This is a genomic window from Arenibacter sp. F26102 (genome assembly GCF_023015865.1).
Classification (GTDB): domain Bacteria; phylum Bacteroidota; class Bacteroidia; order Flavobacteriales; family Flavobacteriaceae; genus Arenibacter.
On record NZ_JALKBC010000001.1, the window covers coordinates 241,258 to 258,481 of the forward strand.

The 17,224-nt window shown below is 39.1% G+C and carries 13 protein-coding genes; 9 read left to right on the top strand and 4 right to left on the bottom strand.

What is annotated here, in order from left to right; translation table 11 throughout:
• Window positions 1-151 precede the first annotated feature (151 nt).
• The gene (locus MWU78_RS00995; RefSeq protein ID WP_246994130.1) at window positions 152-1,042 is read left to right on the top strand and encodes an AraC family transcriptional regulator; all 891 of its coding nucleotides are present in this window, start codon (window positions 152-154) and stop codon (window positions 1,040-1,042) included.
• Window positions 1,043-1,296: 254 nt separating this feature from the next.
• A complete protein-coding gene (locus tag MWU78_RS01000; RefSeq protein ID WP_246994132.1) occupies window positions 1,297-2,106 on the top strand; it encodes a ThuA domain-containing protein in 810 nt (269 codons plus the stop codon).
• Between the two features lie 543 nt (window positions 2,107-2,649).
• On the opposite strand, the gene MWU78_RS01005 is transcribed toward MWU78_RS01000, so the two are convergent.
• Window positions 2,650-3,615, bottom strand: coding sequence for a hypothetical protein (locus MWU78_RS01005; protein ID WP_246994133.1), 966 nt, complete (start codon window positions 3,613-3,615; stop codon window positions 2,650-2,652).
• Between the two features lie 422 nt (window positions 3,616-4,037).
• Between MWU78_RS01005 and MWU78_RS01010 the strand changes: the two genes are divergently transcribed.
• Window positions 4,038-4,820 (top strand): glycoside hydrolase family 16 protein, encoded by a 783-nt coding sequence (locus MWU78_RS01010; protein ID WP_246994135.1) that lies wholly within the window; start codon window positions 4,038-4,040, stop codon window positions 4,818-4,820.
• A gap of 79 nt (window positions 4,821-4,899) precedes the next feature.
• Complete coding sequence (locus MWU78_RS01015) at window positions 4,900-5,346, top strand: GNAT family N-acetyltransferase (RefSeq protein WP_246994137.1); 447 nt, start codon at window positions 4,900-4,902, stop codon at window positions 5,344-5,346.
• Here MWU78_RS01015 and MWU78_RS01020 read toward each other — a convergent pair.
• Window positions 5,315-5,704 (bottom strand): inorganic phosphate transporter, encoded by a 390-nt coding sequence (locus MWU78_RS01020; RefSeq protein ID WP_246994139.1) that lies wholly within the window; start codon window positions 5,702-5,704, stop codon window positions 5,315-5,317. The two genes, MWU78_RS01015 and MWU78_RS01020, sit on opposite strands and share 32 nt — an antisense overlap.
• Before the next feature lie 337 nt (window positions 5,705-6,041).
• Between MWU78_RS01020 and MWU78_RS01025 the strand changes: the two genes are divergently transcribed.
• From MWU78_RS01025 to MWU78_RS01045, 5 genes are all read left to right on the top strand, one after another.
• Window positions 6,042-7,508 (top strand): Gfo/Idh/MocA family oxidoreductase, encoded by a 1,467-nt coding sequence (locus MWU78_RS01025; RefSeq protein ID WP_246994141.1) that lies wholly within the window; start codon window positions 6,042-6,044, stop codon window positions 7,506-7,508.
• Window positions 7,509-7,670: 162 nt separating this feature from the next.
• Window positions 7,671-8,132 carry an FKBP-type peptidyl-prolyl cis-trans isomerase gene (locus MWU78_RS01030; RefSeq protein ID WP_246994143.1) on the top strand — a complete coding sequence of 154 codons (462 nt, stop codon included), beginning with the start codon at window positions 7,671-7,673 and terminating at the stop codon, window positions 8,130-8,132.
• A gap of 604 nt (window positions 8,133-8,736) precedes the next feature.
• Window positions 8,737-9,999 carry a chloride channel protein gene (locus MWU78_RS01035; protein ID WP_246994146.1) on the top strand — a complete coding sequence of 421 codons (1,263 nt, stop codon included), beginning with the start codon at window positions 8,737-8,739 and terminating at the stop codon, window positions 9,997-9,999.
• Window positions 10,000-10,020: 21 nt separating this feature from the next.
• A complete protein-coding gene (locus tag MWU78_RS01040; RefSeq protein WP_281503780.1) occupies window positions 10,021-10,533 on the top strand; it encodes a GyrI-like domain-containing protein in 513 nt (170 codons plus the stop codon).
• Entirely contained in the window at window positions 10,530-12,317 is a 1,788-nt protein-coding gene (locus MWU78_RS01045; protein ID WP_246994150.1) for an SGNH/GDSL hydrolase family protein, read from the top strand. The genes MWU78_RS01040 and MWU78_RS01045 overlap by 4 nt, the downstream gene beginning before the upstream one ends.
• 125 nt (window positions 12,318-12,442) lie before the next feature.
• Here the strand turns inward: MWU78_RS01045 and MWU78_RS01050 are convergent, their stop codons facing one another.
• Together MWU78_RS01050 and MWU78_RS01055 are read right to left on the bottom strand one after the other, a co-directional pair.
• Window positions 12,443-13,285 carry an N-acetylmuramoyl-L-alanine amidase-like domain-containing protein gene (locus tag MWU78_RS01050; protein WP_246994152.1) on the bottom strand — a complete coding sequence of 281 codons (843 nt, stop codon included), beginning with the start codon at window positions 13,283-13,285 and terminating at the stop codon, window positions 12,443-12,445.
• A 316-nt stretch (window positions 13,286-13,601) separates the two neighbouring features.
• Window positions 13,602-17,132 (bottom strand): TraB/GumN family protein, encoded by a 3,531-nt coding sequence (locus MWU78_RS01055; RefSeq protein ID WP_246994154.1) that lies wholly within the window; start codon window positions 17,130-17,132, stop codon window positions 13,602-13,604.
• Window positions 17,133-17,224: the final 92 nt, after the last annotated feature.

Here is a 17,224-nt window from a genome sequence, read left to right on the forward strand (position 1 = left end):
GCTAGAGGAACAATAAGTATCGTTTGTGGTTTTTTAACGCTATTTTATATATCAAAACGCTTGAAATACTATATTTTAGCAGTGTTAAGGGGAATTACACTTCGGTTAATTTAGAATGTTTCTAAATAGGTAAATTTAATATAAAGTCGACATGGAGGAAGAAAATATCGCTCAAGGGTCTTTTGAGGAAGTATTGATTGAAGATGGTTTCTATGTATTAAAAATTCAGAACGATAGTATTTATAACCAGACGGTTACGCGTGAGATCGATAGTTCTTTTATACAGTTTCATTTCTGTTTGAAGGGCGGAGCCAAGTTTATTTTTAATGAAGGACGATATGCCTTGGAAGTCACGGAAGATAATTCCCTCTTGTTGTACAATACCCAGGTAGACCTACCACTTAATCTTGTTCTAAATGCCAATTCTTGGATGGTCTCTATTGTAATGACCATTCGTAAGTTCCACTCTTTATTTTCGAAGGAGGCCGACTATATTCCTTTTTTGAGTTCGGACAATAAGGATAAGAAATATTATTCACAGGAAGCCGTATCCCCTGCGATAGCGGTTGTTTTGAGTCAGGTAATGAATTATAACCTACATCGTTCCATTAAGGAGTTGTATATAAAGGGAAAGGTTTACGAGCTAATTTCACTTTATTTCAATAAAAGTCAGGATGCCGATGTGGAGCAATGCCCTTTTTTGGTGGATGAGGACAATGTTAAGCGAATTAGGAAAGCCAAGGAAATAATTATTTCCAGAATGGCGGAACCACCCAGCTTACATGATCTTTCCGAAGAAATTGGACTTAGTCTAAAAAAATTGAAAGAAGGCTTCAAGCAAATCTATGGGGATTCCGTGTATAGTTTTTTATTTGATTACAAAATGGAATATGCCCGCAAAATGTTGGAATCCGGGAAGCATAATGTAAACGAGGTGGGGCTAAAGGTGGGCTATAGTACTTCCAGTCACTTTATTGCAGCCTTTAAGAAAAAGTATAGCACCACACCTAAAAAATATCTGATGTCTTTGGCCAACGGATAGGTTACTTATTTAAGAATTATATGGCTCCCTGGTCTATTTTACTCGTTTATGGTTTATCCAAGCTATTCTCTACCTTTTGGCTCATTAGGGTTATGGTAAGGGAGTCTATTCAAGGTTTCGGGAATTTAATTTTTAACAAGTAGGGGTATTATTGTGAAAACTGTAAGTAATTTTGGAAATATTAGTAAATTTTGTGTTTTGTTACTGTAAATTTTGGATATTTAGAAATTCTAATTTGAAAATCAATAATTTTTATGAGCTTATATAAATGTACTATTACATTAATAGCACTAGTTTTTGTGGTTGGTTGTGGCAGTACTAGGATTCAGGAAGAGGTTACCATAAACCCGAATTTACATACTAAGCCAGTACAAATCCCGGAAAAAATAATATCGGCCAATACATTGGCCAAGGATCGAGTGTTGGTGTTTACCAAAACCAACGGATTTCGTCATAAGTCTATAGAAAAGGGGGTTGCTACTTTCGTAAAATTGGGTGTGGCCAATAATTTTGCCGTTACCCATACTGAGGATTCACTTCAGTTTAATAGCGATAATCTTAAGAAGTTTAAACTGGTGGTATTTTTAAGTACTACCATGGATGTATTGGGAGATGAGCAGCAGACAGCTTTTGAGAAATACATTCAAAATGGAGGAAGTTTTATGGGGGTGCATGCTGCGGCTGATACAGAATATGAATGGCCATGGTACGGCAAATTGGTCGGGGCCTATTTTTTAAGTCACCCCAAACAACAAACGGCCACAATAGACGTGGTGGACCATAACCATCCTGCTACCAAACATTTGGCCAATATATGGACCCATTTTGATGAATGGTACAATTACAAAAATATAAATCCGGATGTTCATGTGCTCATGAAGATGGACGAAAGTTCCTATGAAGGGGGTAAAAATGGAGACAACCACCCCATTGCATGGTACCATGAGTATGACGGAGGTAGAGCCTTCTATACAGGCTTGGGACATACTGATGAGGCCTTTGACGATCTTAACTTTCGTCAACATTTGGTCGGAGGAATCGAATATTGTTTGAAGAGAAAATAACTCTCAGGCAAATACAGCACAAAGTTTAATACCAATGCTTTGTAATTTTTAATAACCACCAACTTTTGCCTTAGTCCTGCAAGGTTTAATTGACACCGAATTAACCAACCTAAAATTCATTTTAGTGTGTCTGTAACAACCTCGCAGGACTTTTTTTGTTTTAGATTGTAATGAAACCTGTCCAATGTTGGTGCCGAACCAGGCAAACGGATTCAATGGCAGGCAAATAATTAAGCTTAATTGCTAGTTTGATTACTTGTATCAACTTCCAATCGAACAATAATTAGTCTGAACACCCTAATAATTTAATCCATTTTACACAGTCCAATTAGACCGGGTAGTCGTTTTTCCCTATAATTTTTCATCTTAACTGTAAAATATATGTATTTCATAGATCTTCTTCTGTTTTATATCCAAGTTATATGGTTCACTTCGGCCCGTTTTAAAACGAAAACCAACCATACGGTTTAATTCCTTGTTTTGAAAGGATAATCCAAAACTACTTTGCCAATGGAATAAAAGTGCGGAACAAAGAAGTAATTTTTATTTGTTTTCGGTGGTTTTGGGAAAATGAACCTCCACCTTATCGTGCATGGTATATAATCTAAAGAGGTTTCCATCCGGGACGAGGATGCCACTGGATCTGTTCTCTTCCATTATTGGATTCTTGGGGTATTTTTTCCAATGTACCAAGTCTTTTGAGGCAGCCACATTGGTGGACCAAAGACTCCAGTCTTCGAAAGGGGTGCCATGGTAATAAGCATAATACCATCCTTTGTATTTAATGATCTGGTTTACGGCCACACCATATTGATCATACTCTTCAGGCCCCATTGTTATTACAGGTTCATCCTGTACATTGGTCCATACTTTAAGATCGTTGGAAGTGGCGAGCCATATGCCCAAGTCATTTCGCTCATAGAACAAATACCAAGTGTCGTTTTCCCGCCAAACAGTTGGTGTGCCATAGGGTCCTTTGCTCAAAGGAGAGCCGTTGGCATTACGCATGTCTAGGGAGCCATGGTCTGTCCAATGTATACGATCGGTGGAAGATAGTCTATGGGCCACGTCGTTTTTCCCTTCGGCAAACATGTGATAGGTATCGTCTACCTTTATTACCATCATGTCCTCCGTCCAACTTTTATTAAAAACTGGGTTGTCCGGATAAGGGGTCCAGGTAATCCCATCCGGCGAGGTGGCATAACCTAAGGAGAGGGGCTCCTTTTCCGAGCGGAAGCCTGTATACCACATATGGTAGGTATCCCCTTCTTTTAAAATATATCCCCTTTCCCTAATTTTTTGATCCCAGGAATCCGGGCCAGAACCGGTAAAAACAGGATTTTCTGTTGGGGTTTGAAAATGGACCAATTCGGCAGGGAAGGGCACTGAGTCTCTAATATCTTTAACACTTAGCTGATTTTCCTTTATATTTTCCTTGGGTTTTTGATTGTCTTTGCAAGCCAGAATAGGAACAATAAGGGTGGCAAACAGAATGAAGCGTAATTTCATATGGCAGTTATTGGGATAATTTGGATTAAAAAAACAGGAAGATAATAATTCCTTTTCACCTAATGCCCGTTAGCCTTCAAAATAAGAATCAATAAAATTTTTCATCCTCTAGTGTAAGGGATAGCAGTGAAAAGGCCACAGGCAGAAAACCAAGGACTTGCAGTGCATTACCCGGCCCGTTGGGATACACCAAAATATTATGACTTAGGGTTAAGATTATGGCAGTTTTTGATAGAATCTGCTAGAAGATGCAGTTTCAGTTTTGTTATCTTGCTGTTGGTTATAACCCCTGAATTCTTGGGTATCTCGGCCGTGTTTTGGCAATGGCAATATGTCAGTGATTATTGATGCCGCTTGAAGTTGGAGTATAGGCCTCAAATAGTTTTTGTTTCCAAACAAGTAAGAGCTATAAATCAAATAAAATGAAATTAATCCCTTTATTGTGCTTCCTGTTTTTAATAAGTTTTGTCATGGCGCAGCGTCCGGCACAAGGGCCTATGTCCAAAAAGCGGTTTAATCCGGAGAAAATGGGATATAAATTGGTATGGGAAGACGAATTTAAGGGGAAGACATTGGATACCACCAAATGGGCCGTAAGAGGTATAGGTCCTAGGGCTATTGCCTATGTTTCCGAAGAGGCGGTTAAAGTGGAAAAGGGATATCTAAAATTATATGCTCTTAAAAAGGGTGATTCCCTGTTGGGTTCAGCTGTGGGTACCCAAGGGAAGTTTATGTCCAAATATGGTTATTACGAATGTAGGGCCAAGTTACAGAAGTCAGAGGGGGTTTGGGCAGCCTTTTGGTTGCAGTCACCCGGAATTAGTAAAGGGGAGGATCCTGCCAAATTTGGGGCCGAAATAGATGTGATGGAATTTTTTAAAAAATTGGGAACCGATATAGTGTCCCACAATGTGCATTGGGCCTACGGACGCAACCAGCAATCTACCAAGGGTATGCAGAGTTATCGCCGGGGGGTAAGTTTGGGATTTCACACCTTTGGACTGGAATGGTTTCCGGATAAATATATTTTTTATGTAGATGGCTATAAGTATTATGAGGTCACTACCGGTATTTCAAATGTTGAGGAATATATGATCTTGAGTATGGAATATCCGAGTAAAAAGGAAGAGATATTTAAAACCATTTTCCCCGATGTTTTTATGGTCGACTTTGTTAAGGTTTATCAAAAGAAGGAAGGCTATTAAGTATGACCAAATATGTTTAATTAAATTTGTAAATTATCATAACCCTAAGTTTTTAATAATAAAGAATAAACAAGAACCCATGAAAATAGCCCTACTACAAGAGTCAGACGTAAACCCTGACATGGAGCAACAATTGGCCGGATTGTTCCGCCAGTTGAATGCCGACATAAAGCAAATAGACCTTAAACAGGTGCTTGATCCAGAGAACCCCATATGTCTAGTATATTGCAAGGATGGCAGTAGGGTTTTGGGAATGGCCTTAATGTGTACCTATACTGTTATATCCGGCATCAAAGGTTGGGTTGAGGATGTGGTTGTGGATGTAGAGCACAGGGGCCAAGGTATTGGCAGGAAGCTTATGGAAAAATTGGTGACCGTGGGGAAGGAAAAAGGCCTTACCGAAATCCTTCTTTTTAGTGCCGACAAGAGAATTGAGGCTATTAATCTGTATAAGAGTTTAGGCTTTAAGGAAAAAGAAAGTCGTATTTATGTCCTTAAAACCGATTCTTTGATAAAGAAGGACTAAGATCATAGGATAACAAAGAAAAGACCATTGCACTTATTAGGGCCGCAATAGGTAATGTGAATATCCAGGAAAGAACAATATTGCGGATTGCTTTTGTGTCCGACTTTTTGGGTACTCTGCTATTTCCAAAAATTGAGCCTACAGAGACATGGGTCGTAGAAATGGGCGGTCCATGTATACTTGCCGTTTTTACCAAAAGACCTTTAATAAGGTTTGCCGTAAATCCTTGCCCATGATTCAATGGCGTTATTTCTTTACTTACGGCATGGCCTACTTTTTTCGTGTTCAATAGCCTCCAATTGCCATCGCAATGGCCAGGGTTACCATGTCCGATTCTATGGATAGGTTGTTTTTTCAATGAGCAAACCTACCAATTTAGGTTATGTCGTTAAAACCTCTATGCAGATCATGCAGTATAGCTGACAATTGCACTTCTAGAATATAAGCCGAAAATAAATTACAATAATTATATCTATTTTTTATAAACTTTTCATTTACAGACGGTCAGGGTTTTAAAATAGGGTTAAAATTGTAGTAGTATTTGAGAAAATCTCGGAGATATGGCCTATTATTATGTTATATATTGCTATATCCCTAAGGCGGTTATAACTGGGGCTATAATATTGATATTGTTTTGGCTCCGGTTAAGGAAGATTTTTTGATGAATATAATTGACAATGTAATAATCAATAATTATGAAAAAAGAAAAACTTAAAAAGTCTGTCGATTCACGCAGATCATTTATCAAAAAAGGTGCCATGGCTTCCTCTATCTTTTTCGTGCCTAGGCATGTACTTGGAGGTGTTGGTTATACGGCTCCCAGTGACCGATTAAATATTGCGGCCATTGGCGCTGGAGGTAAAGGTGCCAGTGACATCCGCAATGCCTCTGTGGGTGGAAGGGAAAAGGTAGTAGCCTTATGCGATGTGGATTTCTCGGGGTCTGCCAAGAAATCCGTGGAACTATTTCCTAAAGCAAAGCTTTATGCCGATTTCAGGGAGATGTTGGATAAGGAAAAGGGTATTGATGCTGTTACTATTTCCACCCCTGATCATGTTCACGGACCGGCAGCGGCCTATGCTATGGAGCGAGGGATTAATGTATATGTCCAGAAACCAATGACCCATAATATACGGGAGGCAAGAATGCTGACCGAAATGGCAAGAAGTAAAAAAATCGTAACCCAAATGGGGAACCAAGGAGGTTCCAATCCATTATTGGGCATGGTTCAAAAATGGGTAGATTCCGGGGACCTTGGTAAAATATCAAAAGTACAAGTATGGACCAATAGGCCAGTTTGGCCACAGGGAGGAGCATTTCCTAAACCAGATCCAAGTGCCAAACCAAAAGACCTTAATTGGGACCTATGGTTGGGGCCATCGGAATTTAAGCCATACACCCCTAATTTGCATCCATTTGGATGGAGAGGATGGTGGGAATACGGTACAGGGGCTTTGGGAGATGTAGGATGTCACCTAATCGATATTCCTTTTAGAACTTTGGGGCTAAAGTATCCAACAGATGCTGAATGTAGTGTAGGCGCGGTTTATACCGATATGTGGAATGCTGATTATCATCCTGAAGGATGTCCGGCTTCTTCATTTATAACTTTGCATTTTGGAGCTACGGAAAAGAGTCAGTCACCAATAGAAATGACCTGGAGTGATGGTGGGATTAGACCTGCACATCCAGAAATTATACCTGCCGATCACGAAATTGGTGGTAATGGAAGCCAGAATGGGGTTTTGATCATAGGAGAAAAGGGGATTATCTCTACCAATATTAATGATAGTTCCTCCTTGATGCCAAAATTGTATATGAATGATGGCTCAACGGATTTCGGTCCGGAAGTAGAGCCTAATGATGAGCCGGAATATGGACATCAACGACTTTGGGTAGAAGCCTGTAAGGCTGGCTTTGGCAGTAAAGAACACCTTGGACTAACATCCTCTTTTGATTATGCCGGGCCTATGACAGAAACTGTACTTATGGGGAACTTGGCCATTCGCAGCTATTTGTTGCAAAGAGAAAACGAAAAAGGTAAGATGGAGTTCTTTGCCCGTAAAAAATTGCTTTGGGACGGAGAGAACATGCGCATTACCAACCTTGAGGAGGCAAACCAGTTTGTAACCAGAAATTACAGACCAGGCTTTGTAGTATAAGTTGGAATAACACGGAATTAAACACCCTTAAAACCTTATCAGTTGTGGTTTTAAGGGTGTTCTGTTTTTATTAATTAACTAAAATTTATAATCCGCATTAGAATTAAGGGCTTAGACGGCTTTAGGTATTTTGCTATATTTGGCGCTTAAAAAAGAATAACTATGAAGAATACACTTTTTGCTTTGGCCCTAGTGCTTTTTATTTCTTGTAATAACGATAAGAAAACCGAGGAGGATATTGATTATGTTGCCAAGAACGAGACGGATATCCAAGCTTATGTTGAGGAGAACGACTTAACCGCCGTACGGAGTAATTCAGGGCTTTATTACGTAATTGAAGAAGAAGGGACGGGAACACAGGCAGTGTCCAGTTCCAATGTAACGGTGGCTTATAAAGGGTATTTTCTTAATGGATCGGTCTTCGATCAAAGTGATGCAGAGGGAATTACTTTTGGCTTAAATCAAGTAATAGCAGGATGGACAGAGGGTATTACATATTTTAAGGAAGGTGGTAACGGAATACTTTTGGTACCTGCCCATTTAGGATATGGCAGTAGGGATTATAATGGGATTCCTGGTGGATCTGTACTTATTTTTGAGGTCTCTTTGATTGCAGTAAACTAGAAGGTAATCCATTATTTTTCAGTTTACCTGGGTATTTGCCCAAGTGTAGGAATATACATAAAAACCAACCGATAGGTTGGTTTTTGTTTTTTGTGGATTATTGTTTTTTAATGGGGCATGGTAGTTAAATACATATTTAATCGGTGAAATGCTCACTTGGCGTTTGAAAACGGCATAAATTTTAGTCATACCGACTGATCAGTTTGTGATTGTGCTATAAATTTTGTCTTCTAGCTGACACCGATACATGCCTAAAGGTATAAATTTTGTGAGTCTCGATGATGGGCCATAGGCTCCGCATATTTTGACTAACATCAAATTTTGGACTTTAATGATTTTGGTAAAATTTTATTCCGATTTGCCTTCTATACCTTGGGTGGACTTATATTAATTGGAAATTATAAAAGGCGAAATACGGCAAAGGCTAATAGACTTCCCTGCAAAACATTGGATCTCGGATTTGCCGTATTGCCTGATCAATACCCATCTTAATTAGGTTGGCCTTTTAAAATTACTTTGTCCTTAATCAACTTGTCCCTATATTTAAAGATTCTAGTAATCATTGGACGGCGTTGGCCTCCCTATCTAACAAGTTGGCGGAATAGTGAAGCTTAAACGTAGAAGAAAACTCATTACTTACCTAAATATATTGGACCAGCCAATTCGGTTCAATCCTTTTGTATTCAGTCGCACCTTTTTATTATGGGCCTTCCTCGGTTTATTAGGGGGCTTGATTGCTGGCTTATATTGGATTGTCCTGGAATTCTTGACCCACAAAATGGCATTTTTTACAGGTTGGCAGGTAATCCCCCTTATGTCTATCGCTGGTTTATTGGCCGGTTTGGTGATTCATTTTATTGGTGATCCTGGTGAAATCCACCTCATCGTAAACAACATTCGTTTTAATAAGGGCAAGTTAGATCCCAAGAACAACCCATCCATGATATTATCATCCTTGCTTTGTGTAGCCTCGGGAGGTAGTCTGGGGCCAGAAGCCCCTTTGGTTCAAGTTACCGGGTCAACTGGTAGTTGGCTTGGAAAAATATTTCGGTTAAAGGGCGAAGAATTACGTTCCTTGAGTATAGCAGGCATGGCATCGGGTTTTACGGCCTTGTTTGGCGCCCCATTGGGAGGCAGTTTATTCTCACTGGAAATTCTGCATCATAAACATGCTGTAGAATACTATAAGGCCATAATTCCTGCCTTGGTAGCCAGTAGTTTTAGTTACGTGGTTTTCGCTTTGGTCATTCATTTGGGTATTGGTCCCGTTTGGAATTTATCCGAATACGAATACTCAGGAGTGTTCGATTTCCTCTATGCCGTAATTTTTGCCGTGGGCGGAACTCTTGTGGCTTGGGGATTTATTTACTGCACAAAATGCTTTAAATTGATTTTTGAAAAACGACCGATTCCTATTTATTTAAAAACTTTGATCGGTGGATTCCTTTTAGGAATTATAGCTTATTATTTTCCATTGACGAGATATTTTGGCCATCATGAAATTAATGAACTGCTTACACAGGATTTATCACTTAATGCACTTGTAGCGATCTTGGTTTTTAAAATCGTTGCTATTGCCATTACGGTTACCTCTGGTTGGCGCGGTGGTTTTATTATACCCTTATTTTTTGTTGGAGTTACTTTAGGAATGATACTGTCTATTATATTCCCTTCCATAAACCCAATTTTGGCTATAATTAGTTGTATGGCAGCCATAAATGCCTGTGTCACTAGAACACCTATGAGCACTACTATTCTTTTAGCTACTTTGACCGGGTTTGGGTATTTTATCCCTATTCTTTTTGCCAGTCTAACGGGATATTTTTTAGCTCCAAAAATACCTTTTATAGGTTCACAATTGGAATAATTAATTTAGTGATTGCGTAAAATGGGATTAAATATAGAGCCACGAATTGAACGGATATCGATAAAAAAATTAATAGGAAACCGAATGGTCATGAGCTTATCTGAAGATAGGACCAAGGAACTATGGCAGGGATTTATGACCAGAAGAAAGGAAATTGGGAATTCGATCACCACCGATTTGATAAGTATGCAGGTATATGATCGTCTGTTGAGTTTTACGGAATTCAATGATACCACCCAATTTGAAAAGTGGGCCGTTGTTGAGGTGGAGGATTATAAGGACTTGCCCAATGGAATGGAAACCTATACCTTGTTGGGAGGATTATACGCAGTTTTTATTCATAAGGGTTTGCCAAGTGACTTTCCAAAAACGGCTCAGTATATTTATGGAGTTTGGTTACCGCATTCGGACTATGAATTGGATCATAGGGAACATTTTGAAGTGCTAGGCGATAAATACAGGAATAATGATCCTAGTTCGGAAGAGGAGATCTGGGTACCCATTAAAAGAAAAATTAAAAGTAAGGTTATATGAGAACGAAGTCGATTATTGGTTTTTTGACAATTATTTTTCTGATTCAGTTTGCTAATGCACAGGAGGATGATAATATCAAATGGTGGAACCCAGCGAACGACAAATCTTTGGTCGTTGAAGGGCAAGCTTGGCCAGATAAAGTGGCTTCAAGATATCACAGAATGCCAAAGCAGGCCGAGGGAATAGTTCGGGCTGCTGTTTGGAACCTATCCAAACATTCAGCAGGCCTCTCTCTCAGGTTTAGAAGTGATGCCAAATCTATTGCCGTACGCTACAAGGTGAAAGGAAATCATGCCATGCCCCATATGCCGGCAACTGGGGTTAGCGGGGTGGATTTATATGCCAAGACCAGTGATGGGGATTGGAGATGGTATAGAGGAAAGTATTCTTTTGCCGATACCATACAATATCGCTATTCCAATATAGACCCAAAAGAGAAATACCATACGAAGGGTAGGGAGTATCAATTGTATTTGCCTTTGTACAATGAGGTGGAGTGGTTGGAAATTGGAGTGCCAGAGGATGCTGTTTTGGAGCCTTTGCCAATAAGAGGAGAGAAACCTGTGGTAGTTTATGGCACCTCCATTGCACATGGGGCCTGCGCCTCTCGCCCAGGAATGGCATGGACCTCTATCTTGGGAAGAAAATTGGATAGACCACTTATTAATTTAGCCTTTTCGGGAAATGGTAGAATGGAGGAAGAGGTAATTAATTTTATTACTGAAATTGATGCCAAACTATATGTGTTGGATTGTTTGCCCAATTTGGGTGCCACCAAAGATCGTTCGTTGGACGAGGTACGGCAACTTCTTATTTCCGGGGTGAAACAGATAAGGACAAAGCGTCCCTCAGCGCCAATTTTGTTGGTGGAGCACGACGGATATTCTGATGGTGCCGTAGACAGTGAGCGTTTTAAAACTTATACAGATTTAAATAGAATGGCCAAGGAGGCATTTATCCAATTGCAGGACGAGGGTGTAAAGGATATTTTTCTATTGACCAAGGAAGAACTGAATCTGTCTATGGAGAGTTTTGTAGATGGTACCCATCCCACCGATTTGGGGATGATGGAATATGCCGTGGCTTATGAAAAGAAAGTACGCCAAATAATAAAGGAACCCATAGGCACCCTTTCTACGACGATTCCCGTAACCCAAGCCAGGGAGCCTGAAATGTATCCTTGGGAGGGTCGTCATCAGGAGTTATTGAGAATGAATCGGGAAACTGGTCCCAAAATATGTTTTTTCGGAAATAGCATAACCCATTATTGGGGCGGTAGCCCAAAAGCCTCGTTAAGCAATGGAGCCGATTCTTGGAAAACCTTTTTGGAGGATTTACAGATTAGGAATTTTGGTTTTGGTTGGGATAGAGTGGAGAACGTCCTCTGGAGAATATATCACGATGAATTGGATGGGTTTGAAGCTGAGCAAATAGTCCTGATGATCGGCACCAACAATGAACATCTTAATACGGATGATGAGATTCTCAGTGGATTGGAAATGGTGATCAACGCCGTAAAGGCAAGACAACCTAAAGCGAGACTGTTATTGCTGGGGTTGTTTCCAAGGGTAGACAAAGAGGAGCGTATGCGCAACCTAAATACTGAAATAGCTGCATTGGCGACCTCAAAAAATGTGGATTATGCCGATATTGGTGTGGTGCTCTTGGATAAGGACAATAAAATTGATGATAGTCTTTTTTCGGATGGTTTGCACCCCAATGCAAAAGGTTACCGAAAAGTGGGCAAAAAGCTAAATTTAGTCCTTCATGAAGGCACGAAATAGAAACCACTAAAGCGAAATTGTCCTACCTCTAGGCTAGTTTCCTATTATTTGAATTATGCCAGTGGGTTTAAGGGCATGACCATACCATTCAACAAATTCCAGTTCTAGGCCAAAAGTTCATAGACTTATAAGGGGCGTGCCACCATAATCCCCGTATTACTTTTAATGCCCTTTAGGTATTCGGTAAGGGGTAGTTTGGAGACTTCTACCTCCATGGATCCGGTTGAAGCATGTAAAAGGTGTATTCTGCCATCAGATTCCCGACTGGCAATACCGGTGTGAGTAATATCAAGTCCTTTTATGGAAGTGGTTAGGGCTATAATGTCACCAGATTGAATCAAATGCTCATTCGCTTTGATCTGGTCCTGAGGAAGGATACAGATGGACTGCGATTTCAGAAATTGCTCTGAAGCCTGTATTTTCTCATAGTTATCGGCATCTTTTAGAAAAGGGTAAAGTTCCCGATGTGTACTCATAAAATTAATGGCCTTAGTGCTTTCCACACCTCCTATTTGCGAGGTCATGTCCTTTAATAGGCCCTTATGCTCATTGTTGGCAATCCATTCTGAAAAATAATGCAGCCGTGAGGAATAACCATTGAGCTGGCCATCCTTATACCGAATGGTTTCTAAGTGGTCGATAAAGCTATCAAAGTCCTTTTCGTTATTTTGTACCATTAGACTGAAAGCCAAAACATTCTCCACAAAGGTAGTGCAGTCCAACCCCTGAAAGTTAATGACCAAGGATTCAGTTTCTCCTATTTCCAAAGTTTTGGCCACATAGGGAATTCCGATAAAGGTTTTGCCCACTGCAACCATGGTTCTTCCAATATCCTGAGTTTTAAGATCGGAAATTGTCCTTATTTTGGAGTTAAAGGCTTCCCTGTCCTGAGGAGAACAAACTAGATTCTGGGCAGATCCATGGAAAGTAAAACATAGAAAAAATAGAATATAGAGTAAATTTTTCATTGAATTAATATTAAATATTTAGTTTATTCTAATGTATCTATATAGTTATAAATAAGATAAATATAATTTTTTAATACTTCTAGGTATTAATATATATTTTTCAGTTGGCCGAGTTTAGGTTTAGATTCAATTATTGCTCTTAACGGCCTGGTTAAACTTGCACAAGGTTCTTGGGGGAATATTTACATATAAATAATAGTTTACGGGCAAACATTCAAAACTTGCTATAATTCATTAATGATTTTTTACCTATCCCAATCACTGAGCTTTGAGCTAAAGAGGTGAATCATTATTTTAGTAACAATGTATTCAATATTTAATGCATAAATCCTGAATATGCGGAAGGGTTGTTCACTATGGCGCGTTGTCTATCCTTCAAATTATACTCTTCGGTAGTTAATTCCAATACTTCTTCCTCGGTACTAATGTCTGTAATGTTAAAGCCTTTGTTTATATAGTAAGGTTTGGATTCAATATGATTCGTTTTTTTGAATGCTAATAAATACATTTTTAAATTGTTACCATACTTGTCTTTATCCTTTACTTTAAAAAAGTATCCGTGGTAATCGTTATTGGGATAATACAATTTTTGATCCTTGATATATTCAATGGTGTATTGCTCAGGATTTAATTCCAAGTTGTTATATAGTATCGATTCCGCTATGGCTTGTTGATTTCTGTAGTTGGCGGGGAAATAATTTAATTTGCCAATTTGCTGTAATTTTTCGAATAGTGTTAATCGAGTTTCAGGGTTTTCAGCAAGGGAAATTATTAAACTTGTCGGTATTTTATTTTCACCATTCAAAGGATTTTCTTCGTTTTTAAGCAATAATGCAATAAATGACGTTTGAATTTCAGGGTCTTCTACCATCGATAGACGTCGGAAGAATGCAGCTACCTCAATTTCTTTAATAAACGGATAAAGCAGTATGGCATAGTTTTCCAGAATGTCGTAATTATTGTCGGTGGTGGTGGGTGATTCGTCTGTTAATTGATCCATGGAAAGGGCAAGCTGTCTCTTTAGTTGGATCTTGGCATCATTTAAAATTTGATTCTTATACTTTTTGTATCTCTTTGGTTTTATCAATCCCCGGGCTTTAAGTTTGGCGAGAATGGAGAAGATTGGGGATTTATATTCTTCTATAGCACTGTAGTCGAAAATCTCTGGGAACAATTTATTGGCAAGGGGTAGGCTATCCAAATAAGGTTGGAAGATGTTTTGGATTTCCTGTTTACTTGACACCAAGGGTAGGTCGGTAGACATTAGCCGTAGGAGCAATCCTAAGGAGCTTTCATTTTGTTTTCTGCTGATGGCCTGTAAAATCTTTGTTTGTGCCTTGGAGTTGTTGTAGGATTTGGTATAGTAGGTCTCAAAGAACCTCGTTGCATCCACATCCTGCATTTGTGCTAATTTTTGAATTAAATGTGCTTGTAAATATTTTTGGTTGTCCTTAAAGTTGAACTCGGATATATAATATTTCAGGGAATCCTCGTGTTTTTTGTAAAACTGCACAAATGGATAGCCATCAAGTACAATACTATCATTCTGTCTGATGGCCTTAAAGAAATCGGCTGTTTTATCGCTTAAAATGGAGGAACCAATTATGGTATCATAAGGGGAGAAGTTCTTGAAGAAATCATTGACAAACTTACTTGGAGGTAAAACGGTGTCTATAAGTGCTTTTACTTCGTACAGCAAACCGGCTTTAACAATGTTTTTGATCATTATTCCCCTAGTGCTACCAGTATCCACCAAGGTTAGGTTCATCTCGTGATATTTGTTGTTGTATGGTGGCCTATGCTCCCGAATAATGTTAAATGTATTTTGACGGTATAATTTTCTCCTAAGGCTCCATACCGAATCAATATTGGGAAACATTAGAAAATCATGGGCCTTATTAACAGTTACAAGTACAGCCTCGTTATTATTATTTTGATAGACGGATTTCTTGGTATATGCGCTATAAGGTTTTGGTTTTTTGTGACGTTCGTAATAATTATTACTGTTTTCAACAAACTTGGGGGGGTCAATAGGACTGACTGTTGAAAAAAACAAAGCGGTATCCTGCACTTTATTAAACTCTTCGGTATAATTTTGTTGCTTCACCTTAAAGGAATCGAAAAATTGATTGGCATCCGAACTATCTTTGGCTACACTACCTAAGAGGTAGTAGTTGTTGTTCTTGATAATCGTCTTTAAATACAACTTTTGTAATCCGCTAGGTCCAAAGTTGGCTGAAGAGGTTAAACTCTGATTGAAATATGGCCCATATTGAGGTTTCAACTTAAGATCTTCAAAAAATCGGGTTTGAATTTGTTTCAGTTCAAAGGTGTCCTCTTCAATAAAATTAAAATCGTTTAAGGTTGCCTTTTTTAGAAAGTAATAGGACGAGGTTTGTGGGTCCACTCCCTCAATAAACCTATTGCCTTTCCTTTTTCGATTGGTAAAATTGTAGATAGAAGGCATTTCTACTTCAAAATCATCGAATTGGGAAAAAAGTACCGTTCGTTTTTTTTCTAATGAACTAAAACTGATGCTGTTAAATATAGTGTCGGAATGCTTAACTACATAATCGCCGTGTCCGCTCATTTTAAAAATCAGTATTTCCAAGGGTGTAATATAGATATGGTATCGTTGAAAATCGCCATTCTTCAACTGATTTTTAATATCCATACCAGGGTACTTACCGTTTTCAATCTTGGTCTTTTCCAGGATTTTTCCGGGGATATTCTCGAACAAAAGTTTATCCACATCTTCCAAGGTGTAGGAGTAGTCATTTTTCAAATAGGAAAAAGTGGGGATACGGTTCACCATAAGATAGCTGCCGTTGGCCAAATCTGGAGATACGTAGGTAGTATTGGTGTATTCAGCTATGGGGTAAAGCTTGTTGGGTAGGAGAATACTAAAAAGGGCATCATCCGGAGTTCTTGAGTAATATTCATTGTTTAGGATTTTGGTTTCCAAGGAATCTTTTAAAGCCCTTCCTTTATATGAAAATCGGGAAGTAAGGGCCTTGACTACGTATCCCTTGTTTCTCAGTAGTTGTATTACCCCATTTTTTCCAGGGAGGTGGGCCGCCCCAATACCGGTAAACACTTTTGCTGTTTGCATTAGGGAATCCATCCTAAGCACCATATTTTTATTACGTGCATAGAGCATATTTTGTAAATAATGCTCTGTATACATGGCCTGGTCAAGGGAATCTATAAGATTTATATTGCGTTCCCTATAGGCGTCCTGCAAAAGTGACATTACCTCCTGCGTCTGCATTTTTTTCTGTAGCCATTCATCAGGTTTGGGTTTCATGGCATTCATGTTGGCCCTGCCCACCAAAGCGCTGGATTCTTCCAGATCTTCCAAGGCCACTATAGGTTTGGAAAACTTTTTACCCGCCTGATAAATATACATGTCCAAATAGGTTTCCTCCTCAAAGTTTTGGGAGGTTTCATTGGTGCGGTAGAGAATATTGTTCACTAAGCGATCATCCAGGGAGAGGTAGGAGGACACTATTTCCTTGGTAGGGTTTTTAATGGCAAAGGGGTATATATAAAAGCCCTTGGTAATAAAGCCGGCTCCATATCCAACTCCACCGCTACGCATTTTTCCATAGTCTTCCAGCCAACTGTCCGGATCGGATTCCAAGGCCACTATTTCACTTTTGTCCAAAGCTTCGTAAAAAACGTCGTCCAATCTGAAAGCAATTTTTTGACTTACATGCATGGTACCGTACAAATAAGACGATTGCTGTAGATTATTGCCGGATATCTCCCATAAAAGACTGTTCTCTTCCTGGGCAGAAGTGCCATAGGACAAGAATAGTAGAAGAAAACCTAAGCAAAAGCGCATACCGAGTCCAAATTTTTGTTAAAAATGCTTCAAAAATATATAGGAATAAAGGCTTGGGGCATAATTAACGTTTTATTTGTATTAAAGCCACA

Excerpts from the sequence above, each read along its gene's own strand:
- MWU78_RS00995 (WP_246994130.1), top strand. The coding sequence starts at position 152 with ATGGAGGAAGAAAATATCGCTCAAGGGTCTTTTGAGGAAGTATTGATT.
- MWU78_RS01000 (WP_246994132.1), top strand. The coding sequence starts at position 1,297 with ATGAGCTTATATAAATGTACTATTACATTAATAGCACTAGTTTTTGTG.
- MWU78_RS01005 (WP_246994133.1), bottom strand. The coding sequence starts at position 3,615 with ATGAAATTACGCTTCATTCTGTTTGCCACCCTTATTGTTCCTATTCTG.
- MWU78_RS01010 (WP_246994135.1), top strand. The coding sequence starts at position 4,038 with ATGAAATTAATCCCTTTATTGTGCTTCCTGTTTTTAATAAGTTTTGTC.
- MWU78_RS01015 (WP_246994137.1), top strand. The coding sequence starts at position 4,900 with ATGAAAATAGCCCTACTACAAGAGTCAGACGTAAACCCTGACATGGAG.
- MWU78_RS01025 (WP_246994141.1), top strand. The coding sequence starts at position 6,042 with ATGAAAAAAGAAAAACTTAAAAAGTCTGTCGATTCACGCAGATCATTT.
- MWU78_RS01030 (WP_246994143.1), top strand. The coding sequence starts at position 7,671 with ATGAAGAATACACTTTTTGCTTTGGCCCTAGTGCTTTTTATTTCTTGT.
- MWU78_RS01040 (WP_281503780.1), top strand. The coding sequence starts at position 10,021 with ATGGGATTAAATATAGAGCCACGAATTGAACGGATATCGATAAAAAAA.
- MWU78_RS01045 (WP_246994150.1), top strand. The coding sequence starts at position 10,530 with ATGAGAACGAAGTCGATTATTGGTTTTTTGACAATTATTTTTCTGATT.
- MWU78_RS01050 (WP_246994152.1), bottom strand. The coding sequence starts at position 13,285 with ATGAAAAATTTACTCTATATTCTATTTTTTCTATGTTTTACTTTCCAT.
- MWU78_RS01055 (WP_246994154.1), bottom strand. The coding sequence starts at position 17,132 with ATGCGCTTTTGCTTAGGTTTTCTTCTACTATTCTTGTCCTATGGCACT.